The organism is Roseateles sp. L2-2, from assembly GCF_050613215.1.
GTDB classification, from domain to species: domain Bacteria; phylum Pseudomonadota; class Gammaproteobacteria; order Burkholderiales; family Burkholderiaceae_C; genus Roseateles; species Roseateles noduli.
In genome coordinates, this window is the sequence record NZ_CP192509.1 from 5,518,663 (window position 1) to 5,543,709 (window position 25,047).

The window sequence follows — 25,047 nt, forward strand, 5'->3', positions numbered from 1 at the left end:
ACCCTCATCCGACAGATTCGACAGGAAGGATTCCCCTTGAAGCTCATGCTCGATCTCGTGCGACGCCACAAGCAGTCGGCGTCCGGGGCCACGGCAGGTTCGGCCGGGCCGGCCGCTCCGGCCATCGGCATCCCGTCGATGTGCTCGGCCCACCCGGTCGTCATCGCCGCGACGCTGCGCGAGTGCGGCGCGCTCGGCCGCCCCGCGCTGATCGAGGCGACCTCCAACCAGGTCAACCAGGACGGCGGCTACACCGGCATGAAGCCGGCGGACTTCCGCCGCTTCGTCGAGGCGATCGCGACAGCCGAAGGCGTCGATCCCGGCCTGCTGATCCTCGGCGGCGACCACCTCGGTCCCAACGCCTGGCGCAAGCAGCCCGCGGCGCAGGCGATGGCCAAGGCGGAGGTCATGGTGGCGCAGTACGTCGCGGCGGGCTTCCGCAAGATCCATCTGGATTGCTCGATGTCCTGCGCGGACGATCCGGTGCCGCTGTCCGAAGCCGAGATCGCCGCCCGCGCCGTGCGCCTGTGCCTGGCCGCCGAGGCCGCCTGGCGCGACACGCCCGACCGCGGCGAGCCGCCGGTCTACGTCATCGGCACCGAGGTGCCGGTGCCGGGCGGCGCGCATGAGGACCTGGAAGACCTCGCGGTGACCTCGCCCGAGGCGGCCGGCGCGACGCTGGCGCTGCACCGCGATGCGTTCGCGAAGTCGGGACTCGACGCGGCCTGGGAACGCGTGATCGCGATGGTCGTCCAGCCGGGCGTCGAGTTCGACCACCACAAGGTCATCGACTACAAGCCCGAGAAAGCGCGCGCGCTGAGCGCGTTCATCGCATCGCAGCCGGGCCTCGTCTTCGAGGCGCACTCGACCGACTACCAGACGCCGGAGCGCCTGGCGCAACTGGCGCGCGACCACTTCGCGATCCTGAAGGTCGGCCCGGGCGCCACCTTCGCGCTGCGCGAGACGCTGTGGGCGCTGGCCGCCGTCGAACGCGAATGGCTGGGCCCGCAGACCGGCCAGGACAACCTGATCGACACGGTGCTCGGCGTGATGCGCGCGGAGCCCGGCCATTGGGCGCCCTATTACCAAGACCCGGCGCGTGTGCAGGTCGACCTGGCCTACAGCCTGAGCGACCGCATCCGCTACTACTGGGCGCATCCGAAGGTGCAGACCGCCTGCGCGGCGCTGCTGGACCGGCTGGAGCATTCGCCGCCGCCGCTGACGCTCCTGAGCCAGTTCCTGCCGCGCCAGTACGACGCGATCCGCGACGGCCGCCTGCGCAACCGACCCGCGGAGCTGCTGCGCGACGGCGCCGCGCAGTCGCTGCGCCCCTACCTCGCCGCCTGCGCCGCATGAACGACAGAACGCAAGAACGCCCGAACGTCCGGATGCCAGAACGCGCGACGACCTGAACCGCTTCGACCTCCGGCCCTTTCCCACAAAACAAGACCCGTCACGATGAGCCTGCTCCACTTCGAATCCGCCGAACTCGCCCGCCGCGGCGCGCCGCACACCGCGCGCGAGATCGCCCAGCAACCGGAGGTCTGGCGCACGGTGCATGCGCTGGTGCAGTCGCAGCGCGCGGCGATCGATGCCTTCCTGCAGCCGCTGCTGGCGCTGCCGGACCTGCGCATCGTGCTGACGGGCGCGGGCAGCTCCGCGTTCATCGGGCAATGCCTGACCCCGGCGCTGCTGGAGTTGCTCGGCACCAGGCCCGGGATCCGCGTCGAGGCCATCGCCACGACCGACATCGTGTCCAACCCCGCGCAGTGCCTGCAGCCGGGCGTGCCGACGCTGCTGGTGTCCTTCGCCCGCTCCGGCAACAGCCCGGAGAGCCTGGCGGCGGTGGAGCTGGCCGACGCGACAGTGCGCGAGTGCCATCACCTGGCGGTCACCTGCGCGGCCGAAGGCACGCTGGCGCGCCGGCTCGGCGATCGCCAGCGCGCCCACGTGCTGCTGCTGCCCGACGAGACCCACGACCGCGCCTTCGCGATGACCTCCAGCTTCACCGGCATGCTGCTGGCGGCGGCCTGGGCCTTCGGCCTGGCACTGCCCTCGGCCGAAGCGCTCGGCGACGCGGCGCGCCAGTTGCTCGCGACCGAGGCGGCCCGGCTGGACGCGCTGAACGCCGTGCCCTTCGAACGCGTCGTCGTGCTCGGCAGCAACGGCCTGCAGGGTCTGGCGAAGGAAGCCGCGCTGAAGGTGCTGGAGCTGAGCGACGGCCGGCTGGTCGCGCTGGCCGATTCGCCACTGGGTTTCCGTCACGGTCCGAAGACGGTGCTGAACGACCGCACGCTGGTGCTGATCGTCCTGTCCAACGACAGCTACACCCGTCGCTACGACCTGGACCTGCTGCGCGAGCTGCGCCGCCAGGGCCGCGGCCGGATCGTCGCGCTCAGCACCTCGGCGCTGAACGCCGAGGATGCGCTCGCCGAGGACGACGTGCTGCTCGACCTGCCGGTGAACGCGCCCGACCTGGCCCTCGCGCCGGTGGCGCTGGTCTTCGCGCAGTGCCTGGCGCTGCTGGCCTCGCTCAAGCTCGGCATCACGCCGGACAATCCGAGCGCCTCCGGCACCGTGACACGCGTCGTCAGCGGCGTCATCATCCATCCCCTGACCGCGCCGAGTCCTTGAGTCGATCCGCGCACGACCCGCGGAACCCGCATCGCTCCGACCTCCGACCAGCCCACTGACCTGCTCATGACTCCAGGCACCCACGGCACTCAGGCCGGCGACCATCGACCGATCTTCCTCGGCATCGACGGCGGCGGCACCAAGACCTCCTTCCTGCTGCTGGACGGCGACGGCCGGCTGCTCGCCCGCCACACGACGACGACCAGCTACTACCTGGAGATCGGCTTCGGCGCGCTGCGCGCGCTGCTGCGCGACGGCGTCGCCGAGACGCTGAAGCTCGCCGGTCTCGCGCCGGAGCGCGTCACGTCCGCCTTCGCCGGCCTCCCGGCGCACGGCGAGGACAGCGCGCTCACCGCCGACTTCGACAGCCTGCTGGCCGGCGCCCTGCCGCGCGCGGTCATCGGCAACGACATGGTCTGCAGCTGGGCCGGCTCGCTAGGCGGCGACGACGGCATCAGCCTCGTCGCGGGCACCGGCTCGATCGCCTATGGCGAATGGCAAGGCCGCGGTGCGCGCTCGGGCGGTTGGGGTGAAGTCTTCGGCGACGAAGGCTCGGCCTACTGGCTGGCGCGCGAGGGGCTGGCGCTGTTCTCGCGCATGGCCGACGGACGTGCGGCACCGGGCCCACTGCTCGGGCTCGTGCGGGAACATTTCAAGCTCACGCACGACCTGGACCTCTGCGCGGCGATCAACGGCGACGCGGCGCGCAGCCGGCTCGCGCAGTTCGCGCGGCTCGTGTCCGCGGCGGCCGCCGACGGGGATTCGCAGGCCATCGCGCTGCTGGGGCGCGCCGGCGATGAACTCGCGGCACTCGCCGGCGCCATCGCGCGGCAGTTGGCGCTGCCGGCGGACGCGCAGGTCCCGGTCTCCTACACCGGCGGCGTCTTCGAAGCCGGCGCCACCGTCACTGACGCGCTGCGGCGCGCGCTCGCCCGCGACGTGCCTGGCGCGACGCTGATCGCGCCGCGCTTCGGTCCGGAACTCGGTGCCGCGATGTATGCGGCGCGGCTGGCCGGGGTGCGGCTGCGGCCTGCCACAGCCGCTGGCCCTCACCCCTGCCCTCTCCCGCAAGCGGGAGAGGGAGCAAGACGGCCGACGGCGTAAGGGTCGCGCCGGCGCTTGCGAACGTCGCCGGATCGATATCATCCGAAAGTTCATCGCTTCCGTTCCCCATGACCACCTCTACTTCCACCATCGCCGAGAAGCCTGACGCCGCGCTGCTGATCGACGAGCGTCGGCGGCTGATCCGCGAGCAGGTGCAGGCGCAGGGCAAGGTCACGGTGGAGGAACTGGCGGAGCGCTTCGGCATCTCGGTCGTGACGATCCGCAGCGACCTGAACGCGCTGGCCTCGACCGGCGCGCTGCTGCGCACGCACGGCGGCGCGCTGGCGCATCGCGACACCGAGGAAGTGCCGATCAGCGTCAAGCAGAAGCTGCATCACGAGCAGAAGGTGCGCATCGCCGTCGAGGCGGCGAAGCTGATCCGCGACGGCGAGACCATCCTGCTGGATTCGGGCTCGACGACCGAGGAGATCGCCAAGCAGATCCGCGGCCTGCGGCTGCAGTCGCTGAACGTGATCACCAACGCACTGAACATCGCGGTGCTGCTGGCGACGGTGCCCGGCGTCAACGTGATCATGCCGGGCGGGCTGCTGCGGCAGAACTCCTACTCGCTGTCGGGCCCGCAGGCGGTGACGGCCTTGCAGAGCCTCTATGCGGACCGGCTGTTCCTCGGCGTGGACAGCCTGGACCCGGAGATCGGCCTGATGACGCCGCATCTGCTGGAGGCGCAGCTCAACGCGCAGATGATGAAGATCGCGCGCCAGATCGTCGCGGTCGCGGACGCGTCCAAGCTGATGAAGCGCAACCTCTCGGTGATCGCGCCGGTCGAGCAGATCGACATGCTGATCACCGACAGGGAGGCCGACGAGGGGATCGTCGGGGAACTGCGGCGTCGGGGTGTCGAAGTGGTCCTGGCTTAATCGAACTCACGCACCCCGCCTGCGTCCCTGCCAGCTCATTTCTTGAACTGCGCGCAGGGATCTTCCCGCAACGGCGCGGGCGCACGCTCGACGCGGTCGTAGCCACCGGCGGGCGTGGCGCTGCCGGGCTCCAGATACGCGATGGCGTCGATGTCCGACGCCGGCACCCCGGCCGCCTGGAGGTAGACCGGCACGGCGACATCGCGACGCACGTGGCCGTTCCCGGCGATCAGCACGACGCGCTTCGCGCCCGACTGGCGCGCTGCGAGCATCGCCTGCGCCATCGCGGCGTCACGCGCACGCTGCGCCTGGACCATGCCGGGCAGCATCGCCTCCGGCATCGCGCCGCAGTGTCCGTCCTGGATGTCCTTGCTGAGCGTGTCCTGCTGCGTGCCGTTCCACGCCGCGCGGTTGCGCAGCGCGAGCAGGTCGGCCGGCCAGGCGGCGTCGCCTTCGCGGACGATCTTGCGGATCTGGTCGCGATCGATGTTGCCGCCGCGGACTTCCGCGCCGGATTGCAGCGCCACGTCGAACAGCGGCTGATGCAGCGGCCAGCGCCAGCCCTTGCGATCGAACTTCGCCGCATCGATGACGGCGTTCACGTCGCCCGGCGTCGTCTTGCGCGCCGCGGCCACGGCCGCGTCCTCGGTGCGCGAGAACTGCTCGAACACGACCACCGTCTTCGGCTCCTGCGCGATCAGTTGCCGGAGCTGTTCCGCGCGGGCGCGGTGGTGGTCGGGGTTGTCGTGCAGCTCGCCGAGCAGGACGAATTCAGGTTCGGCCTTGTCGGAGGACGGCGTCGCGCCTGTCTTGTCCGTCGCGTTCGACGTTGACGATGCGCACGCCGCGAGCAGCATCGGAAGAAGCGCCAGTGCGGCGCCGCGGAAGGCAGTGTTCATGGGTTCGGTCCTGGGGAGAACGGGAAACGGAACAGGCCTGCCGAGCGATGGCTGGGTCGGGCAGAAGGATCAGCGACGAATTGTCGCCGCGGATCCCTCGCGGGAAAAACGGTTCAGCGAATCGACATCGTCGCGCGCATCGCCTTGACCGCGCCCTCGCCCATCGCCGCGCCGAAGCGCTTGGCGATGCGTTCGGCGACGTTGTCGCGCGGCGTGTAGTCGACGACGTCTTCCGCCTTCACCACCTCGCGGGCGACGTAGTCGAGGTTGCCGGTGCCGTCCGCCAGGCCCAGCTGGATCGCCTGCTCGCCGTTCCAGAACAGGCCCGAGAACATCTCCGGCGTTTCCTTCAGGCGCGTGCCTCGGCCCTCGCGCACGACCGCGATGAACTGCTGGTGGATCTGGTCCAGCATCGCCTGCGCATAGGCCTGCTGCTTGGGCGTGACCGGCGAGAACGGATCCAGCATCCCCTTGTTCTCGCCCGCCGTCATCAGGCGGCGCTCGACGCCGACCTTCTTCATCACCTCGGTAAAACCGAAGCCGTCCATCAGCACGCCGATCGAGCCCACCACCGACGCCTTGTCGACGTAGATCTCGTCCGCGCCGGCGGCGATGTAGTACGCCCCCGACGCGCAGATCTCCTCGACCACCGCGTAGACCTTCTTCTTGTGCAGCGCCTTCAGGCGCTTGAGCTCGTCGTTGACGATGCCCGACTGCACCGGGCTGCCGCCCGGCGAGTTGATGCGCAGCACCACCGCCTGCGAGCCCGGATCCTCGAACGCGGCCTTCAGCGCGGCGTTGATGAGCTCGGCGCTGGCCTCGGTGTCGGGCGCGATCTCGCCGCGCACCTCGACGAGCGCCGTGTGCGGCCCGGTCGTCGCGCCGCCGTGATGCTTCGCCGAGAACATCGACCAGATGAACAGCAGCAGCACCGACACCCAGATCAGCCGGAAGAAGGTCTTCCAGCGCCGGTCGCTGCGGCGGTCGCGCAGGTAGTCCTGGGCGAACTGCTCGATCACGTGCTCGTAGCGGCCGGGCGCCGCGGAGGCAGTCGCGGCGGTCGACGCGTGGCCGGCGGCGGGCGCCGCCTGCGCCGGCGCGGCGGTCGACGTGGCGTTCAGGATGTCCTCCGGTCGCGCCGTCGCGTCGGGGATCGGGCGCGGCAGGTCGCTGTCGCCGCGGGGGTCGTCGTTGGAGTTCATTCAATCCTCGAAAACGGGTCGCGTGTCGCGCGAGGGATACCAGAAGACCTGGCCGTCCTGCTCGCGCACGTCGAGCTTGGTCAGTCCGAAACGGCCGCACATGCCGGTCACGCAGCGCCCGTCCCGCGGGTGGTACACCGCGCCGTGGATGCTGCAGATGATGTATTCCTTCTTGCTGTCGAGGAACTCGCCCTCCTGCCAGTCCATCTCCGTCGGCACGTGCGCGCAGCGGTTGAGGTAGGCGACGACCTCGCCGTCGAAGCGCAGCGCGAAGGCCGTCGCCGGCTGGCGGAACTGCAGCACGTCGAAGGTGTGCGCACGGCCGCGCTCCTCCAGGTCGGAGGAGGCGCACAGCGGCACCGGGGGCAGGTCTGGCTCGGACGTCATGCGGCAGGGATCCGGAAGGCAGTGAGGAGCGGGAGGATGCAGGAGGTCAAGGACAGCGATCAGGCGTTGGCCAGCAGCCATTCGTGCAGCGTCGGCACGTCGTGCGCCACCAGCAGCGGCTCGAAACCGCGCAGCGATTCGTGTTCGTGCGCGCCGTAGGTGACCGCCACCGCCGGGCAGCCGGCGTTGCGCGCCAGCTGCAGGTCGTGCGTGGTGTCGCCGATCATCAGCGTGCGCTCCGGCTCGGCGCCGAACTCGCGCATCAGCTCCAGCAGCATCTGCGGATTGGGCTTGCCGGCGGTTTCGTCCGCGGTGCGCGTGCCGTCGAACAGCGTCTTCATGTCGACGGCGGCCAGCGCCTCGTCCAGACCGCGCCGGCTCTTGCCGGTCGCCACCGCCAGCCAGTGATGGCGTGCCTTCAGGTCGCGCAGCAGCTCGGGCACGCCGTCGAACAGCGTCACTTCGTGCGCCGACGCGAAGTAGTGATGGCGGTAGCGCTGGCCGAGCTCCGGATACCGCGCCGAGTCCAGGCCCGGCAGCGCGTACTGCAGCGCCTCGATCAGGCCCATGCCGATGACGTAGGCGGCGCGCTCGCGCGACGGCGGCTCCAGCCCGAGGTCCGCCGATGCAGCCTGCATGCAGCGCACGATCAGCGCGGTGGAGTCGAACAGGGTGCCGTCCCAGTCGAACACGATCAGGTCGAAGCGTTGAGGCATGGTGATCCGGTGGAGGTCGTCAGAGCGCCGGGCGACGCAGCGCGGCCAGGAGTTTCTCGCACTCCGGCGGCAAGGGCGCCTCCAGGGTCAAGGTCTCGCCGGTCGCCGGGTGCACCACGCGCAGCAGCCGCGCATGCAGGAACATCCGGTCGAAGCGCAGCGCCCCGCGCGCGATCTGGCGGTTGGCCTCGAAGTCGCCGTACTTGGGATCCCCGACGATCGCGTGGCCTTCATGGGCCAGGTGGACACGGATCTGGTGCGTGCGGCCGGTCTTGATGGTGACGTCGAGCAGGCTGTAGCCTGAAAAAGCTTCGGCCACCTTCACCAGGCTGATCGACCGCTTGGCCTGGTCCGCCTGCGGATCCTTGGGATCGGGCACCGCCCTCACCCAGCGCTCGCCGTCGCTGCCCACGAACTTCAGCAGCGGGACGTCGACAACCTTCCTGCTCTTCGCCCACGTGCCGGCGACCAGCGCCGCATAGGTCTTGCCGGTCTCGCGGTCGCGCAGCTGGTCCTGAAGATGCGTCAGCGCGCTGCGCTTCTTGGCGATCATCAGCAGGCCGGAGGTTTCCTTGTCCAGCCGATGCACCAGTTCCAGGAACTTGGCCTGCGGGCGCGCGCGGCGCAGCTGCTCGATCACGCCGAAGCTCACGCCCGAGCCGCCGTGCACCGCCACGCCGGCGGGCTTGTCGACGACGATCAGGTGGTCGTCCTCGAAGACGACCGGGAATTCGCGGGCGGGGACGGCGGCGGCCTGTTCGGCCGGCTTCTCCGCCAGACGGATCGGCGGCACGCGCACGACGTCGCCGACTTCCAGCCGCGAATCGGCGCTGCAGCGGCCCTTGTTGATGCGCACCTCGCCGGACCGGATGATCCGGTAGACCAGCGTCTTGGGCGCGCCCTTGAGTTCGCGGATCAGGAAGTTGTCCAGCCGCTGTCCGGCGGAGCCCTCGTCGACGGTGAGCTGACGGACCTGGGCCGGCGCGGCCGACGGAACCGGCGCGGCGGGCGCGGCGGGCGCGGCGGGCGCGGTAGGAGCCTTCGCGATTGCGGGCGCAGCCGGCACCGCCGCCGGGCGCGCGGCGGACGCCGCCGACCCGGATTTGCGGGGCGCCGGGCCCCTCGCGGCACTGCGGGCAGTCCCTGGGGCGGCCTTGCGGGCTTTAGCCCCTATAATGCTGCTTGCCACGTTTCCGTTCTAAGTATTTGATTTTTCTCATTTTACTCGGACGCACGCGTCCGGGTTCGGCGAGAACGTGGCAGTGAGCAGCGATTGTGAGTAGGCTGCTCATCACTTTTGGTGATGCAACGTCAGGTCATCGAGGTCGGGCCCGCTTCCCAAAGCGAGCGGGCAGGCACCGAGGCCGGACGGCAGAGCAACATCGTCAGAACCATGCCCACGAGGCCGGTCGCATTCCAGGATGTCGGCAGGCGGCGCGGGCAGTACAACAAGGTTTCACGACGTCAGAAGACGGGCCGCAAGGCTCCGGCGCTGACGTCAGCACCCAGGCTCCGATTCCGGATGTTTTCTTCGGTCCATTCCACCCCCCGCCGCCTGCGAGCGCGTGTTGGCTTCGTCCACACGCCAGGCTCCGGCCGTGGTCGGGTCGCGCCTCAGTCGGCGCGCTTGAGGACCAAGACAGCCGACCCGGGGCCCGCGGCGCACGCGCCAACGCTGCATCGCTGAACGGTCGAACGAGCCGTTCAATTTGCAGTCCAGGGCGATCCTTTCATTGGTTCTTTCGTGTTTCTCGTGCATCGGTCGAATCGCCCGCCGGTGACCCACCGGCGGCGGTTCTGAAGCACGCGCGTCAGCGGCAAGGCCCTGGCGCGGAGGAGAACTGATGAAACGCATGCTGATCAACGCGACGCAGCAGGAAGAGCGTCGCCTGGCCATCGTCGATGGACAGAAGCTGTTGGACTTCGAGACCGAGATCGAAGGCCGCGAACAGCGCAAGGGCAACATCTACAAGGCGGTCGTGACGCGCGTCGAGCCGTCGCTGGAGGCCTGCTTCGTCGATTACGGCGAGGACCGCCACGGCTTCCTGCCGTTCAAGGAGATCTCGCGCCAGTACTTCCGCGAAGGCGCCGACGTGCGCTCCGCCAAGATCCAGGACGTGATCAAGGAAGGCCAGGAACTGCTGGTCCAGGTCGAGAAGGAAGAGCGCGGCAACAAGGGCGCGGCCCTGACGACCTTCGTGTCGCTGGCCGGCCGCTACCTGGTGCTGATGCCCAACAACCCGCGCGGCGGCGGCGTCTCGCGCCGCATCGAGGGCGAGGACCGCGAAGAGCTGAAGGACGCGCTCGACCAGCTCGAGTACCCGAAGGGCATGTCGCTGATCGCCCGCACCGCCGGCATCGGCCGTTCCGCCGCCGAGCTGCAGTGGGACCTGAACTACATGCTCAAGCTCTGGACCGCCATCGACGAAGCGTCGGGCGGCAAGGGCGCCTTCCTGATCTATCAGGAGTCGTCGCTGGTGATCCGCGCGATCCGCGACTACTTCACCGCCGACATCGGCGAGATCCTGATCGACACGGACGACATCTTCGAACAGGCCCACCAGTTCATGTCGCACGTGATGCCGGAGACGGCACACAAGGTCAAGCGCTACCGCGACGACGCGCCGCTGTTCAGCCGCTTCCAGATCGAGCACCAGATCGAGACGGCCTTCAGCCGCACGGTGAACCTGCCCTCGGGCGGCGCCATCGTGATCGACCACACCGAGGCGCTGGTCTCGGTGGACGTGAACTCGGCGCGCGCCACCCGCGGCGGCGACATCGAGGAAACCGCCACCCGCACCAACCTGGAAGCCGCCGACGAGATCGCGCGCCAGATGCGTCTGCGGGACCTGGGCGGCCTGATCGTCGTGGACTTCATCGACATGGAGGAGTCCAAGAACCGCCGCGAGGTCGAACAGCGCCTGCGCGACGCGCTGCGCCAGGACCGCGCCCGCGTGCAGTTCAGCTCGATCAGCAAGTTCGGCCTGCTGGAACTGAGCCGCCAGCGCCTGCGCCCGGCGCTGAGCGAAGGCAGCCACATCACCTGCCCGCGCTGCAACGGCACCGGCCACATCCGCGACACGGAGTCCTCCGCGCTGCAGATCCTGCGCATGGTCCAGGAAGAGTCCATGAAGGACAACACCGCCGCCGTGCACGTGCAGGTGCCGGTGGAAGTGACCTCGTTCCTGCTGAACGAGAAGCGCACCGAGATCACCAAGATCGAGCTCAAGCAGCGCGTGACCGTGCTGCTGGTGCCCAACCGTCACCTCGACACGCCGAACTACAAGCTCGAGCGCCTGCGCCACGACGATCCACGCCTGGAGAACCTGCAGGCGAGCTACACGATGATCGAGGAGCAGCAGGAAGAGGAAAGCATTACCCGCCGCGGCGCCGAGAAGAAGAACAAGCAGGAGCCGCTGATCAAGGGCATCCTGCCGGAGCAGCCGGCCCCGATGCCGGTGGCGCCCGCGCCCAAGGCCGTCGAGCCGGTGGCTGCCGCTCCGGTGGCCGCCCCTGCGCCGGCCGCGCCCGTGGCCGCCGGCGGCGGCTTCTTCGGCTGGATCAAGAGCCTGTTCGGTGGCGAACCGGCGCCCGCGCCGGCACCGGCCCCCGCGGCCAAGTCGGCCGAGCCCGCCAAGAAGGAACGTGGCGAGCGCGGTGAACGCAGCGAGCGTGGCGAACGCGGTGGTGATCGCGGCCGTGGCGGCGATCGCAACCGTCGTGGCGAACGCGGTGAGCGCGGTGAACGTGCTGGCGGCGAACGCGGCGAGCGCGGTGAACAGAAGGCCCGCGACGGCAAGCCGCGCGGCGAAGGCAAGCCGCAGCAGGAAGGTCGCGGCGAGCGTCCGGAACGCGGCGATCGCGCCGAGCGTGGTGAACGCGCCGAGCGCGGCGACCGTGCAGAGCGTGGCGAACGTGGCGGTGAACGCGGTGGTGAGCGTGGCGAGCGCGGCGGTGACCGTCCGCGTCGCAACGAGCGCGCCGACAAGCCGGAGCAGGCCGTCGACGGCGCACCGCGTCAGGAACGCACCGAACGCGGTGACCGTCCGGAGCGTGGCGATCGTCCCGAACGTGGTGATCGGGGCGAGCGCGGCGAAGGCCGCCGTCGCCGCGAGGAACGCCCGGCTGACGGCTCGCAGGAGCAACTGAACGCACTGGCCGGCACCGAAGCCGCCAACGTCGAATCGCCGATCGCGTTCGCCGACACGCAGCCGCTGGAAACGCCGCTGGGCGAAGCCGGCGAGGAGCGTCAAGGCCGTCGCCGTCGTCGTCGCGGCAACCGCGACCGCGGTGAAGGCGTCGAAGGCGCGGAGCAGGTCGAAGGCACGCTGGTCGAAGGCCAGGCCCCGGCCGGCGAGACCTCGTTCACCGAAGGCGCCGGTTCTGCCGCGGCCGCGGTGGTCGACGGCGACGCCCCGGCGGGTGAAGACGGCGCGGAAGGCAGCGCGGACGGCCAAGGCCGCCGTCGCGGCCGTGGTCGCGACCGCTATCGCCGTGACCGTCGCGAAGGCGAAGGCGCACCGGCGGACGGCGTGAGCGCCGAAGGCGATGTCGCCGCCACGCCGGCTGTCGCCGCGCTGGACGGCATCGTGCTGGACGCCGGCGCCTCCCCGCGTCAACTGGAACTGGGCGACGAGCCGAAGCAGGCCCCGGTGCAAGCGCCGGTGGCGGCTGCCGCTCCGACGCCGGCTCCGGTCCAGGACCCGGCGCCTGTTGCCGCTGCCCCGGCTCCGGTGCAGGCTCCGGCTCCCGTTGCTGCTCCGGCCGCACCGGTGGCCCGCTTCGAGCTGCCGATGACCGAGCTCAGCGCTGTCGCCGAAGGCGCCGGTCTGGTCTGGGTCAACAGCGACGCCGACAAGATTGCCGCCGCCAAGGCTGCGATCGCTGCCGAGCCGGCCGCCGCGCCGCTGGGCCGCGAACCCGCGCCGGTGGTGGTGGTCGACGAAGGCCCGCTGGTCCTGGTCGAGACCCGCAAGGATCTGAACCAGATCAAGCTTCCTTTCGAAGCCTGATTCGAAGCTTGATGCCGGCATGAACTCCCTCTCCCGCACCGCGGGAGAGGGCGGGGGGTGAGGGTCGGCGCACTGCCACCACCCTCACCCCAACCCCTCTCCCGCAGTGCGGGAGAGGGGCCATCAGAGAGCCACTCGCACCTGAATCGCCACAGCCGCCGAGACAACCCTCGGCGGCTTTCCTTTTGGGGCGTCACGAGCGCCCCGACATGACGGAGACAGCCACTTGACCACCTCCTCCACCATCGCCGCCCGGCCGGGCGACGCGGCCGGCGCCAAGGCCGCGCCGAAGATGCCGCCGCAGATCCCGTACATCATCGCCAACGAGGGCTGCGAGCGTTTCAGCTTCTACGGGATGCGCAACATCCTGACGGTGTTCCTGATGACCAGCCTGCTGCTGGCAATCCCGGAGCCGCTGCGCAAGGGCGAGGCCAAGGAGGTGTTCCACACCTTCGTCATCGGCGTCTACTTCTTCCCGCTGCTGGGCGGCTGGCTGTCGGACCGCTTCTTCGGCAAGTACAACACCATCTTCTGGCTGAGCCTGGTGTACTGCGCCGGCCATGCCTGCCTCGCCATCTTCGAGAACAACCTGCGCGGCTTCTACTTCGGCCTGTTCCTGATCGCGCTGGGCTCGGGCGGCATCAAGCCGCTGGTGAGTTCCTTCATCGGCGACCAGTTCGACAAGAGCAACCGCACGCTGGCGCAGAAGGTCTTCGACGCCTTCTACTGGATCATCAACTTCGGCTCGTTCTTCGCGTCGCTGCTGATGCCGATCTTCCTGGACAAGTTCGGCGCGAGCGTCGCGTTCGGCATCCCGGGCGCGCTGATGTTCCTCGCGACGGTGATCTTCTGGAGCGGCCGCCGCAAGTACACGCACGTGCCGGCCGGCGAGTCGCACCGCGACCCGCACGGCTTCCTGAAGGTGGTGCGCACGGCGCTGCTGTCGCAGGCGCCCGGCCAGGGCCGCGGCGGGCTGATCGTCGCCGGCCTGGGCGTGGTGCTCGCCATCGGCGCGCTGCTGCTGACGCCCAACCTCGGCTTCGTGATCGCGTTCTGCTCGGCGCTGGTGCTGGTGATGGGCTTTGGCGGCGTCGGCGCCTGGATGCAGCTGGAGCGCGCCCGCGCGGTGCATCCGGATGAAGCCGTCGAAGGCGTGCGCACGGTGCTGCGCCTGCTGGTGCTGTTCGCGCTGGTCACGCCGTTCTGGTCCCTGTTCGACCAGAAGGCCTCGACCTGGGTGCTGCAGGCCGACCAGATGGCCAAGCCCGAGTGGTTCAAGTCTTCCATGATGCAGGCGCTGAATCCGGCGCTGGTCATGATCCTGATCCCGTTCAACAACCTGGTGCTGTACCCGCTGCTGTCGACGATGGGTCTGAAGGTCACGGCGCTGCGCCGCATGGGCGCGGGCATCGCGTTCGCGGGTGTGGCCTGGATCGTGGTCGGCGGCCTGCAGCTGTGGATCGACGGCGGTCACGCGGTCGACATCACCTGGCAGGTCCTGCCCTACGCGCTGCTGACGCTGGGCGAGGTGCTGGTGTCGGCGACCGGGCTGGAGTTCGCCTACAGTCAGGCGCCGCTGGCGATGAAGGGCGTGATCACGAGCTTCTGGAACCTGTCGGTGACGATCGGCAACCTGTGGGTGCTGCTGGCCAATTCCAGCGTCAAGGGCGCGACGGTGACGGCCTACATCCAGTCGACGGGGACCAGCGTCACGGCCTTCCAGATGTTCTTCTTCGCCGGCTTCGCGCTGCTGGCGGCGCTGCTCTTCGCGCTGTATGCGCGCGGGTACCGGATGCAGGACAACTACCGGGGCTGAGACCCCTCTCAGTCCCGTTCTTCAGACACGTTTTCAGTCACGCCTTTCAGGCAAGGTCAGGGAGACACAGACATGGCTCGAATCCTTTCACTGGTTGCGGCGCTGGCCGTGCAGGCCGCGGTGGCGATGCCGGCGATGGCGCAGGACAGCGTCAAGCTCAACATGGTGCCGCTGCCGTCGTCGCGACAGCAGATCGACATGGCGATGGACATGAAGATGAACATGGCCATGCAGCTGCCGGAGAACGCGACCGAGCAGCAGCGCGCGCAGATGGCGCAGATGAAGGCCTCGATGCCGATCACGATGCGGGCCGAGATGCGTCAGGCCCTGTCGACGACGGCCAAGGCGGCCGACGGCGCCTACACGCTGGAGGCCGAGATCGCGACGCTCAAGAGCGAGATGCGCGACGGCACGGGCAAGTCGCAGCCGCTGCCGCAGCAGGGACCGGTGCGCTTCAGCGCGCGGCTGAAGAACGACCAGTTCGAGAAGATCGACGTGCAGCTGGCGACGGCGGCCCAGGCGCAGGCGCTGAGCAAGGAGATGCAGGAGCAGATCTTCAACCAGAGCTTCGACTGGATGCGCAAGTTCAACGGCAAGTCGCTGAAGGTCGGCGAGACGCTGGAGATGCCGATCGAGATGAACATGCCGATGGCCGGCGGCAAGGCGGGCAAGCTGCTGGGCAAGTACACGCTGACGTCGGTGGACAAGGGCGTGGCGTCGTTCGACGTGGACGTGCGGATGGACATGAGCTTCGCCGCGCCGGCGAAGGCGGCGTCGGGCGCGTCGTCGCCGGCGGCGGGTCCGGTGGAAGGCGTGATGAGCGGTTCGGGCAAGGGCAAGATGGACCTGCGGATCGCGGACCGCCTGATGCTGCGCAGCACGATGGCGATGACCATGGGCATGGACATGGCCGGCCCGCAGGGCAACAAGATGCGCATGGACATGGAGATGTCCATGACCAGCGCTGGCAAGGCGCTGCCTCCGGCGGCGAAGAAGCCGGCCGCGCCGGCGAAGCCCGCGACGAAGGGCTGATCACCCGCTGCGCCGTTCAACGGCATCATGAAGAAGACCGCCCGAGGGCGGTCTTTTTTCTTCGATGGGCCCTGTGCGTCGCTTCCATATCAACCGACAAACTTCAATATCGTCACAAGCACACCAAGCAGACCTACGCTGCTACACGTCACGACCAGGGTGGACTTGTGAATGTCCGACAGGCGCTGAAAGAAGTCAGCTCGCAAGTCGTGCATCTCCACCTTGAGGCTGGAAATGCTCGTCTCCAGCTTTCCGATGTCGGTCCGGGTCGCGGCACTGAGGTCCGAGATGCTGGACTCCAGCTTTCGAATGTCTGCCTTGGACTCAACGATGCTCGATTCCAGCGTCCTGATATCGGCGGTCGTGGCGACCCCCTTCTGCGCCTCTCGCACTTCATCCGCCACGCCGCTGCGGATTGCGGTCGCCGCATGGCGCGCATCAGCGTCCGGGACACCCGCACTCTTCAACGCAAGAAACACTTCGATTTCCATTCATCACCTCGCTTTCAAGAACGTCTTCCGAAGACACAAATCTACGCCGCGAGGCAAATCCTGGCACTAACTGGTTCTAGTGTTCTTTGTGGCGATTCGGGACGAATAAGTGGTGGCGATCCTCAACCGTTGGAGGAACGGTTGGAAGGCTGATCAGCCCTTCGCGCGTCGACGGACTTCCCGCATGCCGCGCATGGTCGGAATGACCTCGCGCATGACTTGCTGGAAGGCGCGCAGACGCGCGGGCTGGAGTCGTCTCGACGGATAGACGAGTGAGATCGGCAGCGGTGTTGCGCACCACTCGGGCAGGACGCGCACGAGGCGCCCTTCGGCCATGTCGTCGAAGACCGCCCATTGCGACACCAGCGCAAAGCCCAATCCACGACGCGCCGATTCGATCAGGGCGAAGAGGCTGTCCGTGCCCAGGCGCGGACGGAACGCGACGTGCATGCGCTCCTCGCCGTCGGCGGCGCGCAGGTCGACGCCGTCGCGATAGAACGCCAGCAGCGCCAGCCACGGCTGCGCGCCGAGCAGCTCGGCGATCTCCTCCGGCGGGCGCTTGCCCAGGCCCTTGGGCAGCTTCTTCGCGAGCTGCGGCGTCGCGACCAGCACGCGGGGAATCTCGGCGAGCTGGGTCGCGATCAGGTTGGGCTGGCTGATCTCGCCGACCAGCAGCGAACAGTCGACGTTCTCCCGACTGAAGTCCGGCAACTGGTCTTGCAGCATCCACTCGACCGACACGCGCGGATGCTTGGTGAGGAAGGCCGCCAGCGGCTCGATCAGCTGGCTCTGCCCGAAGGCATGCGGAACGCGCAGTCGCAGCGTGCCGGACAGCTCCTCGCCGCCTTCGAGCTCTTCGGCCAGCGACTGCCAGCCGTCGATCAGGTCCTGCGCCTGCGCGGCGCAGCGCTCGCCCTCCTCCGTCAGGCGGAGCCCGCGCGTGGAGCGCTCCACCAGCCGCGCGCCGAGCAGCGACTCCAGCATCTGCACGCGCCGGCTGACGGTCGGTTGCGTGGTCGCGAGCTGCAGCGCTGCGGCGGAGAAGCTGCCGGCCTCCGCCACGCGGAGGAAGGTCTGCAGCAGCGCGAGGCGGTCCTGGCCGCTGTCCCGGTTGGCGTCGTTCATGGCCCGCTTTATACGCCGGACGTATGGGCGCTGTGCGAGCCGGGCCGGTTCCCCCCACGCCCTCGAATCCGAAGAATGCGGGTCATTCGGTCCTCACCCGACCTTCCGCCCTTCTTCTTCACGCCATCTTGAATCATCCTCCGGGAGTCGCCATGTCCAGCCTTCCCATGCCATCGAATGCCGCCGCCTCGCCGCGCGATTCCGCCACGCCGTCCGCACCGCTGATCGTGCTGCTGGCGGCGTCGGCCGGTCTCGGCGCCGCGTCGCTGTATTACAGCCAGCCGATCCTGGCGCCGCTCGCCGAGGACCTGCACGCCTCCACCGCGGGCATCGGCGCGGTGCCCATGCTGACGCAGCTCGGCTACGCCGCCGGCATCCTGCTGCTGACGCCGCTGGGCGATCGCTTCGATCGCCGCAAGGTGATCCTGACCAAGTTCGTGCTGCTGATCGCCACGCTGCTGCTGTGTGCGTTCGCGCCGGGCTTCGCTCCCTTCCTCCTGGCCAGCGCCGTGCTGGGCCTCACGGCCACGCTGGCGCAGGACGTCGTGCCGATGGCCGCGACCCTGAGCCCCGCCGAACATCGCGGCCGCATCGTCGGCCAGGTCATGACAGGGCTGCTGCTCGGCATCCTGCTGTCGCGCGTGATGAGCGGCGTGATCGCGCAGGCGTTCGGCTGGCGCTGGGTCTATGGGCTGGCGGCGACGGCGCTGACGGTCGCTGGGCTCGCCAGCTGGCGCTGGCTGCCGTCGTCGCCGCCGGCGATGCGCACGACGTATGGCGCGTTGCTGCGCTCGCTGGGCGGTCTCTGGCGCACGCTGCCGACGCTGCGCCGCGCCGCGATCGCCCAGGCGCTGCTGGCCGTGGCGTTCAGCGCGTTCTGGTCGACGCTGGCGGTGATGCTGCATCAGCGCTTCGGATTGGGCAGCGCGGTCTCCGGCGCCTTTGGACTGGCCGGCGCGGCCGGCGCATTGGCCGCGCCGCTGGCGGGACGTTTCGCCGACAAGCGCGGCCCCGGCGTGGTGACGAAGCTCGGCTCGCTGCTGGTGGCGCTGTCCTTCGCGGTGATGTCGGTGACGGCGTGGCTGGACCGCGGTGCGGCGATCGTCGTGCTGGTGGTCCTCGCCATCGTCTTCGACTTCGGCGTACAGGCCGCGCTGGTGGCGCACCAGACGATCGTCTACAGCCTCGATCCGGCCGCTCGCAGCCGCCTCAACGCGCTGCTGTTCACAGGGATGTTCATCGGCATGGCGACCGGCGCGGCGCTGGGCAGCGTGCTGCTGACCCAATGGGGTTGGGTCGGCGTCACGGCGCTGGCGACCGTGGCGAGCGCGGGCGCACTGCTGGTGCGGCTCACCGCGGACGAGTGAGTGATCGGGAGAACGGTACTCGCATTCAAGGAGAGGAAGCGGCGGAAGCGACGGGTGGCAAGTACCTTTGGAGCTCCGATTTGAGCGCAGGGCGATTGGCAGTGACGAATGACTCTGATGCGCTGTCGACCATTGCCTTCATTTGGAGAAGACGCTTCCAGGCAGCCTCCCGAACCACCAGCGACCTCTTCTCCGCGCGATATGCCAAGAAGTCATCAATCGAGTTTGATCTAGGAACAGCCTTGCTCGTACCCAACACAGGCCGAACGGCATCTAAGACCCCCACAAGTTCGGCTGGAAGTCGATCCGCCGCAGCACGCCAATGCGTTTCCGTGAGATTTCCAACCCACTCCAAGGGAGTTGGATCATCTTTAACAATGGCGAACCTCGTATTCACAAGGATGGATAGAGCCAATTCGGCATCGGACAAAGCGATGCGCCGCTCACCCTTCCATTGCAGTATCGGAATGTAGGAATCCGGACCTCCTTCTCCAAGCGCTTGGTCTATGTCTGACGTTGCGAGATGCTGTCGATGCTTCAACGCTAGAAGCGGCTTGAATCCCGCCGATACTTTCGGTGCGCACACGACGTCCTCGGGACTGAACTCGAGGAATTTTGACGGAGGGAATTTTGAGAGAGCGCTCCGCAGCACGGCTGGCAGTCTTGCCTCCTCCCAATTCGATCCCGCAAACGAACGTGAAATCCCAGAGAAAAGCGCTCGATGCTTCTCTTCAACGTCGGTAAGCTGATCATTGAAGGTCCAAGTCACCGTAACGGTAGACCGTTGACCGTCATCGCCAGAGACGCCGCCTCCTCCAAAGATCGAGAAATTATCCTGTCCCTTAGGAACGGTGCCGACAATCCTCGTGTCGGAGAAATCGACACCGCGCAAGTCCGCGCCGATGAACACGCCGCCAGTGGCCCCGTAGAAGCGTTCCGGAAGGATCGCACTGAAGATGGAGTGGCCGACGAAGGTAGCCCCCCTCATATCGGCGCAACTGAAGTTGGGACCACGAAAGCCCGGAGCCATTCGGAGGTCGGGGCTAAGCATATAGAGCCGACGCCTCTCCCTCGAAGCTTCCCGAGGCATACCCTCAAAATGAGACTGGCGCAGGTCCGCGCCAACGAATGAAGTACGCTGCAGATTCGCGCCTTCAAAATGACTTCGCTGCAACTGTGCTCGCGAAAAGTCCGCACGCAACAGGATCGCATTGCCAAAATCTGCGTCGTTGAGCGTCAATCCAGCGAAGTCGCACGCGACGCAGTAAATTCCGGACAGGTCGACCTTACCCTTTGAAAGCCGCACTGCGAGTTGGACTGCGTTTGAAAGACTGTGGGCTCTGGCTTGCACCGACTCCGATTCGGCATCTTGAGGGTCATATTCCAACACTGCCAGATCGAGCTTCCCTTCAGCAACTAGTGCCACGCTGAGCGACGCCATGCGTTCGATCGCAGCAGACACCACAGCCTGATCCAGCTTGGGAGTCAGAGAGCGACGGAGCGAAGCGACTATGGCATCTCGGACAGGCTTCTTCTTCTCGACAGCGAGCATGTTGGCTAGAAGCGATATCAGCTGAATCCGACCTTCGGATGTCTCTGACCAAAAGAAGGATTCGAGTGCAGTGATTCCGGCGAGCTGCTTGGCCACATTTGCGTCCGCCACCAACGCGATGTTTGCGTTGATCTGCTGCCGACGATCCGCCACGGCTGCACGCACCGCCTCTTCACGAGCCTTGTTGACAGAGAAGAAAAGGCCCAGCAGGGCCGCAATGGCCGTGAGCACGCCGGCTAACCCGGCGATGGCCTTTATCCATTCGATGGTTTGATTCCCACGAGACGACAGGCTCGAAATCGATCTGATTTCTGCGATCAGCTTCATCCGCTCCAGACGACTTTGCGTTCTTTTAGTCCATCTGGGTTTACGCACGGCATTCGCCTTTCACCTCAGGGAACGGAGGCACTCAGGCGATTCTGCGTAAACTCTGGAGAGCACGCTGGGATCCACTCATCAGAATTGAGGAAGCAACGAGCCGGCCCATGTCCCAGGACCTTATCAGGCGTCGTCGCGTCTTTCGAGGAAGGCGCGGATCGCCGTGATCCGGCCTTCCGCATCGAAGTCCAGCACGTCGACGACGAACAGCTCGATGTGTCCGTCGACGAGGATGCGCAACTCGCCGGCCACCGAGTTCGTGTTCTCCAGCACGTGCAGCACCTCGATCTGAAGCGATGTCGCCGACTCGAAGTTCTTGCGCGTCTCCGCGATGGCCGCCTCGCGGCCCTTCACCGAGAGATTCCAGTCGCGGAGCGTGACCTCCTCGGAGAACATCGAGGCGATGCCGTCGAGGTCCTTCGCGGCGTAGCGGCGGAGGTAGCCGAGGAAGATCTCCCGCGGCGTCATGGCTTCGCGAGGTCCTCGAGGTAGACGTCGATGCGATCGATGACCTCGTTGCCGCTGCGCTCCTCCTCCGACAGACGCTCGTAGCGGCGATGCGCCTCGCGGCAGTAGATCAACGCCACCTCGCGCTTGAAGTCGGGACTGTCGCGATCGCCGTAGACATGACAGAGGTGATACGTCGACTCCTCCTGGCCGTACGCGCTCGCGTCCTCCCACAGCCGGATCGCGCGCTTGCGGTCCTTGTCCACGCCCTTGCCGGTGAACAGCAGGAATCCGAGGTTGTTGGCGGCATCCAACTGCAGATGACGATGCTCGATGGTCGGCAGCTTCAGCTCGACCAGTTGCCCCCACACGCGCGCTGAGGTCGCGAAGTCCTTTTCGCGGTAGGCCCCGGTGCCGGTGAAGTACAGGCATTGAGGATCGGCGGCGTCGACCTGCTCCAGCTTGGGAACGTCGCAGTTGGCGGCGGCAGCGCTTGCGGTCGCCACGGTGACAAGCAGTCCCGCGACAAAACGCGCGGTGCGGGGAGAGAAAACAGGCATGGGATCGCGTGGAGTTCGATGAGGCCGGGGAGGATATGCGAAGGCCGCGCGCGGCTGCGCCATGGAACTCGTCAGCGTGGCCGGCGGGCGATGGCCTCGTCCGTCAGGATCGGCTGCTCCGCGCAGACGCGCTCCCACAGGTCCTTGTAGCCAACGACCTCGGGCACGACGAGGCCGCGCAATGGCGCGGGGACGTTCTGCACCTCGACGTACTGCTCGCTGCCATCGGGCAGCGTGCGGAAACCTTCTTCATAGTCCTCGCGGTCAAGTTCCTCGCGGGCATCGAACGTCACCAGAGCCTGCAATTGACCGGCGCTCATCATGTGGTCGTCCTGCAACCACAGGGTCGTGCTGACACGCCCCTTGAGCCACAGCTCGCCATGGTTGTAGCAACTGACGACGGCCTCAGCGATGTCGGCGTCGCCGTGGGCCGTGATGGTCGCTCCGCCGCTCGCAATCGCGCGCGCGGTCAGTCGGCCGGTCACGACGAGGAACGGACCGCCGTCGGTGTTGACGTTCAGCACCGAGCCGTCGAGTCGGAGATCGCCGATGACGGCGATTCCGGCGATCTCGAACGCCTCGGCACCCTCCTTGATGTCGAAGCGCGTCAGCCAATCCTGATCGCCCCAGCCGGGCCAATCGAGCAGCAGCGATCCGTCAAGATGCCAGTCGCCTTCGCACACCAGCACGTGATAGCGCGAAAGGTCCCGGAGGTAGTTCATCGACGACGAGGACAGACCGAATCGTTCGGCTGCCTCCGCACAGGTCATCACGGAGAACTGAGGCATGGCTCGCAGCAGAGAAATGAGGATGCGGACATGCTAGCGAGCACGCCACGGATCCAGAGGCTGACGGCTCGGCTGAAAGTCACTTCGGACGCGGCGCTTTCAGACCCGCCGGAACAACCCCGGATAGTCGATCACGATGCCGTCCTCATCCACCGGCAGATCGGCGGTGAAGCCGGAGCCGTTCAGCGACTCGAAGCGGTAGAGCCGATCGTCGAGCCGCGTATAGGCCTGCGCCTGCGCGCGCACGGTCAGCGTGGTGCCGTCGACCCAGGCCATGCGGAACTCGCGTCGTTCACCGACGGCCAGCGGGACGCGTCGGATTGGAAAGCTGTTGGTGAACGGCGTAGGCCAGATGTCGATGTCCAGGCATCCGTCGAGGTCGGCGAGTGCCCGCCCCTCGCCGTCCTGCCAGCGGCCGTCGCCATCGGTCTTCAGCTGCATCGCGCGAAGCGAGGCGCCCTCGCCATCGATGAGCGACAACGCCGCTTCGCGCAGTCGCCAACGCTCATCCCAGTCGAGCCGATAGGCGAGTCGGAAAGGCCCGGCTTCCTCGTCGATGGCGATCACGACACCGTCGGCGTGTCCGTCGGAGAGCCGCAGGTGCTCGATGCCAACGCCGGGTTGCGCGGCATTCCACAGGGCGATCCAGCAGACGGTGCGAGGCAGAGGCATGACGCAGGCTCCTTCATTGCTACTTCGCCCACTCCGGCTTGCGCGCCGTCGCGCAGAAGCGTTTCGCCTCGTCCTTGCCCATGGGCTCCACCTGCGGGTCCAGTGGCTGAAGCACTGCCATCACGGCGGGATCGCCGCGGTACTTCTTCTTCAACTCCGCCAGGCGCGCATCGGTGCCGGGACAGCTCTGGCACATGCCCCACTCGATGTCCCGTCGGCGCTCCACATCGCCTTCCCCCGGCTCGCCGAGCCAGTGCGTGCAGGCTCCGTGTCGTTCGACGAGCGCCGTCACCTCCGCCGGGAGCGCCGCGGGGGCCGCCGAAGCCACGGGCGACAGCAACGCGACGAAGCATGCCATCACGCCGCTTCCGACGAGCCGCTGGAACGAAGCATCGCCGGAGGCCCTCACGCGCCCTCCGACGGCAACGGCTCCGCCTCATGACACACCACGCACAGCTTGTTCCCGTCCGGGTCGCGGAAGTAGGCACCGTAGTAGTTCGGGTGGTACTGGGGCCGCAGGCCGGGCTCGCCTTCACAGGTGCCGCCATGGGCGAGCGCCGCGGCATGGACCTCGTCGACCATCGCCCGCGAAGCGGCCATGAAGGCGGTCATCTGCCCGTTGCCGAAGCAGGCCTCGCCTTCAAGCGGCCGGCCGATCAGGAACAGCGGTCGCACGGTCTGCGCGGACTGCCAGCCGGCACGCTCAGACTTCGGATCGGTGAAGCGATGCGGCTGCTTCAATGCCGCCATCACCGGCGTGTAGAACGCCAGCGCGCGGTCGAAGTCGGTGATGCCGACGAAGAGATGGGAGAACATGGACTCGCCTCCTTCACTGTGTCCGACCGCGCCAGCCGATCAGGCTGACGCCGAGCGCGACGAAGCACGCGCCGAAGGTCCGGTTCATGAGCTTCACCCGCGTCGGCGAGGCCAGCCCGCGGCGCAGCGCCCGCGCAAGCAGCACGTAGAACGCATGGGCCAGCACGGCGCAGCTCGAGAAGGTCACCGTCAGCACGACGAAGTCGCGCAGCGCCGTCTCCGGGTGGTTCATGAACTGCGGGAACAGCGCGGTGAAGAAGAGGATCGCCTTCGGATTGGTCAGCGCGACCATGATGCCGCGCAGGAACAACGCCCGGCGCGAGAGGCCGGCGACTTCCGCCGCCGCCGCGTCGCCGTTGACCATCGACATCCGCGCGCCCTGGCGCCATTGCTTGATGCCCAGCCAGATCAGGTAACAGGCGCCGAGCAGCTTCACGACCAGGAAGGCCTGGGCCGAGGTGCTCAGCAGCACGCCCAGGCCCGCCGTCGTGGCGGCGGACACGGCCAGCAGGCCGATCGCATTGCCCAGCGAGCCCACCATCGCCCGCCGCGGCCCGACGCTGAGCGAATTCGAGATCGCCATCAGCACCGCCGGCCCCGGCGTGAACGTGACGAACAGCGCCACACTGACAAAGCCCAACCAGCTGGTCACATCCACACCGATCTCCCAAGCGCACGACACAGAGGACTCCGATGTTAGCGGCGCGGGCTTCGGGGCTAGGATCGTCCGATCGATCACCCCTGCCCGGGAGTCCCCATGCGATCCGTGTTCCACCTGGCCTATCACGTGCGAGACCTGGACGATGCCCGCGCCTTCTACGGCGGCGTGCTCGGCTGCGAGGAAGGCCGCAGCACCGACACCTGGGTCGACTTCGACTTCTTCGGCCACCAGATCTCGCTGCATCTCGGCGAGCCGTTCCAGACCGGCAATACCGGGAAGGTCGGCGACCACATGGTCCCCATGCCCCACCTGGGCGTGATCCTGGCGATGCCCGATTGGCGCGCGCTCGCGGACCGGCTGGAGACGCACGGTGTCGAGTTCGTGCTGAAGCCGAGCATCCGCTTCGCCGGACAGCCCGGCGAGCAGGCCACGATGTTCTTCCTCGACCCGTCGGGCAATCCGATCGAGGTCAAGGGCTTCGCGTCCACGGACGGGATCTTCGCGACGTGA

The 25,047-nt window shown here is 67.8% G+C and carries 24 protein-coding genes; 9 read left to right on the top strand and 15 right to left on the bottom strand.

Annotated elements, in window-relative coordinates; genetic code table 11:
* Positions 1-36: 36 nt before the first annotated feature.
* From ACQZ13_RS24640 to ACQZ13_RS24655, 4 genes are all read left to right on the top strand, one after another.
* A complete protein-coding gene (locus tag ACQZ13_RS24640) occupies positions 37-1,356 on the top strand; it encodes a D-tagatose-bisphosphate aldolase, class II, non-catalytic subunit (protein ID WP_431048503.1) in 1,320 nt (439 codons plus the stop codon).
* A gap of 102 nt (positions 1,357-1,458) precedes the next feature.
* On the top strand, positions 1,459-2,634 hold the full coding sequence (locus ACQZ13_RS24645) for an SIS domain-containing protein (RefSeq protein ID WP_431048504.1): 1,176 nt from the start codon (positions 1,459-1,461) through the stop codon (positions 2,632-2,634).
* Between the two features lie 66 nt (positions 2,635-2,700).
* Positions 2,701-3,738 carry a BadF/BadG/BcrA/BcrD ATPase family protein gene (locus ACQZ13_RS24650; RefSeq protein WP_431048505.1) on the top strand — a complete coding sequence of 346 codons (1,038 nt, stop codon included), beginning with the start codon at positions 2,701-2,703 and terminating at the stop codon, positions 3,736-3,738.
* A gap of 68 nt (positions 3,739-3,806) precedes the next feature.
* Complete coding sequence (locus ACQZ13_RS24655; protein WP_431048506.1) at positions 3,807-4,616, top strand: DeoR/GlpR family DNA-binding transcription regulator; 810 nt, start codon at positions 3,807-3,809, stop codon at positions 4,614-4,616.
* 35 nt (positions 4,617-4,651) lie between these two features.
* Here the strand turns inward: ACQZ13_RS24655 and ACQZ13_RS24660 are convergent, their stop codons facing one another.
* The 5 genes from ACQZ13_RS24660 to ACQZ13_RS24680 all read right to left on the bottom strand — a co-directional run bounded on the left by ACQZ13_RS24660 (position 4,652) and on the right by ACQZ13_RS24680 (position 8,886).
* Positions 4,652-5,515: a ChaN family lipoprotein gene (locus ACQZ13_RS24660; RefSeq protein ID WP_431048507.1), complete on the bottom strand. Its 864-nt coding sequence runs from the start codon at positions 5,513-5,515 to the stop codon at positions 4,652-4,654.
* A gap of 113 nt (positions 5,516-5,628) precedes the next feature.
* Positions 5,629-6,717 carry a S49 family peptidase gene (locus ACQZ13_RS24665; RefSeq protein ID WP_431048508.1) on the bottom strand — a complete coding sequence of 363 codons (1,089 nt, stop codon included), beginning with the start codon at positions 6,715-6,717 and terminating at the stop codon, positions 5,629-5,631.
* Complete coding sequence (locus ACQZ13_RS24670; RefSeq protein ID WP_431048509.1) at positions 6,718-7,104, bottom strand: Rieske (2Fe-2S) protein; 387 nt, start codon at positions 7,102-7,104, stop codon at positions 6,718-6,720.
* Positions 7,105-7,163: 59 nt separating this feature from the next.
* Positions 7,164-7,820 carry an HAD family hydrolase gene (locus ACQZ13_RS24675; RefSeq protein ID WP_431048510.1) on the bottom strand — a complete coding sequence of 219 codons (657 nt, stop codon included), beginning with the start codon at positions 7,818-7,820 and terminating at the stop codon, positions 7,164-7,166.
* Positions 7,821-7,839: 19 nt separating this feature from the next.
* On the bottom strand, positions 7,840-8,886 hold the full coding sequence (locus ACQZ13_RS24680; RefSeq protein WP_431048511.1) for an RluA family pseudouridine synthase: 1,047 nt from the start codon (positions 8,884-8,886) through the stop codon (positions 7,840-7,842).
* Positions 8,887-9,664: 778 nt separating this feature from the next.
* Here ACQZ13_RS24680 and ACQZ13_RS24685 point away from each other — a divergent pair.
* From ACQZ13_RS24685 to ACQZ13_RS24695, 3 genes are all read left to right on the top strand, one after another.
* On the top strand, positions 9,665-12,832 hold the full coding sequence (locus ACQZ13_RS24685) for an Rne/Rng family ribonuclease (protein WP_431048512.1): 3,168 nt from the start codon (positions 9,665-9,667) through the stop codon (positions 12,830-12,832).
* Positions 12,833-13,124: 292 nt separating this feature from the next.
* The gene (locus ACQZ13_RS24690; protein WP_431053381.1) at positions 13,125-14,648 is read left to right on the top strand and encodes an oligopeptide:H+ symporter; all 1,524 of its coding nucleotides are present in this window, start codon (positions 13,125-13,127) and stop codon (positions 14,646-14,648) included.
* A 72-nt stretch (positions 14,649-14,720) separates the two neighbouring features.
* On the top strand, positions 14,721-15,680 hold the full coding sequence (locus tag ACQZ13_RS24695; protein WP_431048513.1) for a hypothetical protein: 960 nt from the start codon (positions 14,721-14,723) through the stop codon (positions 15,678-15,680).
* A gap of 89 nt (positions 15,681-15,769) precedes the next feature.
* Here the strand turns inward: ACQZ13_RS24695 and ACQZ13_RS24700 are convergent, their stop codons facing one another.
* Positions 15,770-16,171, bottom strand: a complete 402-nt coding sequence (locus ACQZ13_RS24700) for a hypothetical protein (RefSeq protein WP_431048514.1) — start codon at positions 16,169-16,171, stop codon at positions 15,770-15,772.
* 153 nt (positions 16,172-16,324) lie between these two features.
* On the bottom strand, positions 16,325-17,296 hold the full coding sequence (locus ACQZ13_RS24705) for a LysR family transcriptional regulator (protein ID WP_088406254.1): 972 nt from the start codon (positions 17,294-17,296) through the stop codon (positions 16,325-16,327).
* Positions 17,297-17,448: 152 nt separating this feature from the next.
* Here ACQZ13_RS24705 and ACQZ13_RS24710 point away from each other — a divergent pair, with 152 nt between their 5' ends.
* A complete protein-coding gene (locus ACQZ13_RS24710) occupies positions 17,449-18,663 on the top strand; it encodes an MFS transporter (RefSeq protein ID WP_431048515.1) in 1,215 nt (404 codons plus the stop codon).
* 25 nt (positions 18,664-18,688) lie between these two features.
* Here ACQZ13_RS24710 and ACQZ13_RS24715 read toward each other — a convergent pair whose 3' ends face one another.
* The 8 genes from ACQZ13_RS24715 to ACQZ13_RS24750 all read right to left on the bottom strand — a co-directional run bounded on the left by ACQZ13_RS24715 (position 18,689) and on the right by ACQZ13_RS24750 (position 24,534).
* Positions 18,689-20,542, bottom strand: a complete 1,854-nt coding sequence (locus tag ACQZ13_RS24715) for a pentapeptide repeat-containing protein (RefSeq protein WP_431048516.1) — start codon at positions 20,540-20,542, stop codon at positions 18,689-18,691.
* Positions 20,543-20,716: 174 nt separating this feature from the next.
* Positions 20,717-21,061 carry a nuclear transport factor 2 family protein gene (locus ACQZ13_RS24720; RefSeq protein WP_431048517.1) on the bottom strand — a complete coding sequence of 115 codons (345 nt, stop codon included), beginning with the start codon at positions 21,059-21,061 and terminating at the stop codon, positions 20,717-20,719.
* Positions 21,058-21,600 (bottom strand): hypothetical protein, encoded by a 543-nt coding sequence (locus ACQZ13_RS24725; protein ID WP_431048518.1) that lies wholly within the window; start codon positions 21,598-21,600, stop codon positions 21,058-21,060. Before ACQZ13_RS24725 ends, ACQZ13_RS24720 begins: the two co-directional genes overlap by 4 nt.
* A 71-nt stretch (positions 21,601-21,671) precedes the next feature.
* Entirely contained in the window at positions 21,672-22,289 is a 618-nt protein-coding gene (locus ACQZ13_RS24730) for a hypothetical protein (RefSeq protein ID WP_431048519.1), read from the bottom strand.
* Positions 22,290-22,487: 198 nt separating this feature from the next.
* Entirely contained in the window at positions 22,488-23,060 is a 573-nt protein-coding gene (locus ACQZ13_RS24735) for a putative glycolipid-binding domain-containing protein (protein ID WP_431048520.1), read from the bottom strand.
* A gap of 19 nt (positions 23,061-23,079) precedes the next feature.
* On the bottom strand, positions 23,080-23,418 hold the full coding sequence (locus ACQZ13_RS24740) for a hypothetical protein (protein WP_431048521.1): 339 nt from the start codon (positions 23,416-23,418) through the stop codon (positions 23,080-23,082).
* Between the two features lie 47 nt (positions 23,419-23,465).
* Positions 23,466-23,876 carry a VOC family protein gene (locus ACQZ13_RS24745; protein WP_431048522.1) on the bottom strand — a complete coding sequence of 137 codons (411 nt, stop codon included), beginning with the start codon at positions 23,874-23,876 and terminating at the stop codon, positions 23,466-23,468.
* A 13-nt stretch (positions 23,877-23,889) separates the two neighbouring features.
* The gene (locus tag ACQZ13_RS24750) at positions 23,890-24,534 is read right to left on the bottom strand and encodes a LysE family translocator (protein WP_431048523.1); all 645 of its coding nucleotides are present in this window, start codon (positions 24,532-24,534) and stop codon (positions 23,890-23,892) included.
* Positions 24,535-24,633: 99 nt separating this feature from the next.
* On the opposite strand from ACQZ13_RS24750, the gene ACQZ13_RS24755 reads away from it, so the two are divergent.
* A complete protein-coding gene (locus ACQZ13_RS24755; protein ID WP_431048524.1) occupies positions 24,634-25,047 on the top strand; it encodes a VOC family protein in 414 nt (137 codons plus the stop codon).

Bases quoted from the DNA above. Each gene is read 5' to 3' on its own strand.
- ACQZ13_RS24655 (WP_431048506.1), top strand. From the start codon at position 3,807: ATGACCACCTCTACTTCCACCATCGCCGAGAAGCCTGACGCCGCGCTG.
- ACQZ13_RS24675 (WP_431048510.1), bottom strand. From the start codon at position 7,820: ATGCCTCAACGCTTCGACCTGATCGTGTTCGACTGGGACGGCACCCTG.
- ACQZ13_RS24720 (WP_431048517.1), bottom strand. From the start codon at position 21,061: ATGACGCCGCGGGAGATCTTCCTCGGCTACCTCCGCCGCTACGCCGCG.
- ACQZ13_RS24645 (WP_431048504.1), top strand. From the start codon at position 1,459: ATGAGCCTGCTCCACTTCGAATCCGCCGAACTCGCCCGCCGCGGCGCG.
- ACQZ13_RS24705 (WP_088406254.1), bottom strand. From the start codon at position 17,296: ATGAACGACGCCAACCGGGACAGCGGCCAGGACCGCCTCGCGCTGCTG.
- ACQZ13_RS24700 (WP_431048514.1), bottom strand. From the start codon at position 16,171: ATGGAAATCGAAGTGTTTCTTGCGTTGAAGAGTGCGGGTGTCCCGGAC.
- ACQZ13_RS24695 (WP_431048513.1), top strand. From the start codon at position 14,721: ATGGCTCGAATCCTTTCACTGGTTGCGGCGCTGGCCGTGCAGGCCGCG.
- ACQZ13_RS24725 (WP_431048518.1), bottom strand. From the start codon at position 21,600: ATGCCTGTTTTCTCTCCCCGCACCGCGCGTTTTGTCGCGGGACTGCTT.
- ACQZ13_RS24745 (WP_431048522.1), bottom strand. From the start codon at position 23,876: ATGTTCTCCCATCTCTTCGTCGGCATCACCGACTTCGACCGCGCGCTG.
- ACQZ13_RS24755 (WP_431048524.1), top strand. From the start codon at position 24,634: ATGCGATCCGTGTTCCACCTGGCCTATCACGTGCGAGACCTGGACGAT.
- ACQZ13_RS24660 (WP_431048507.1), bottom strand. From the start codon at position 5,515: ATGAACACTGCCTTCCGCGGCGCCGCACTGGCGCTTCTTCCGATGCTG.
- ACQZ13_RS24670 (WP_431048509.1), bottom strand. From the start codon at position 7,104: ATGACGTCCGAGCCAGACCTGCCCCCGGTGCCGCTGTGCGCCTCCTCC.
- ACQZ13_RS24650 (WP_431048505.1), top strand. From the start codon at position 2,701: ATGACTCCAGGCACCCACGGCACTCAGGCCGGCGACCATCGACCGATC.
- ACQZ13_RS24710 (WP_431048515.1), top strand. From the start codon at position 17,449: ATGTCCAGCCTTCCCATGCCATCGAATGCCGCCGCCTCGCCGCGCGAT.
- ACQZ13_RS24665 (WP_431048508.1), bottom strand. From the start codon at position 6,717: ATGAACTCCAACGACGACCCCCGCGGCGACAGCGACCTGCCGCGCCCG.
- ACQZ13_RS24715 (WP_431048516.1), bottom strand. From the start codon at position 20,542: ATGAAGCTGATCGCAGAAATCAGATCGATTTCGAGCCTGTCGTCTCGT.
- ACQZ13_RS24685 (WP_431048512.1), top strand. From the start codon at position 9,665: ATGAAACGCATGCTGATCAACGCGACGCAGCAGGAAGAGCGTCGCCTG.
- ACQZ13_RS24735 (WP_431048520.1), bottom strand. From the start codon at position 23,060: ATGCCTCTGCCTCGCACCGTCTGCTGGATCGCCCTGTGGAATGCCGCG.
- ACQZ13_RS24740 (WP_431048521.1), bottom strand. From the start codon at position 23,418: ATGGCATGCTTCGTCGCGTTGCTGTCGCCCGTGGCTTCGGCGGCCCCC.
- ACQZ13_RS24690 (WP_431053381.1), top strand. From the start codon at position 13,125: ATGCCGCCGCAGATCCCGTACATCATCGCCAACGAGGGCTGCGAGCGT.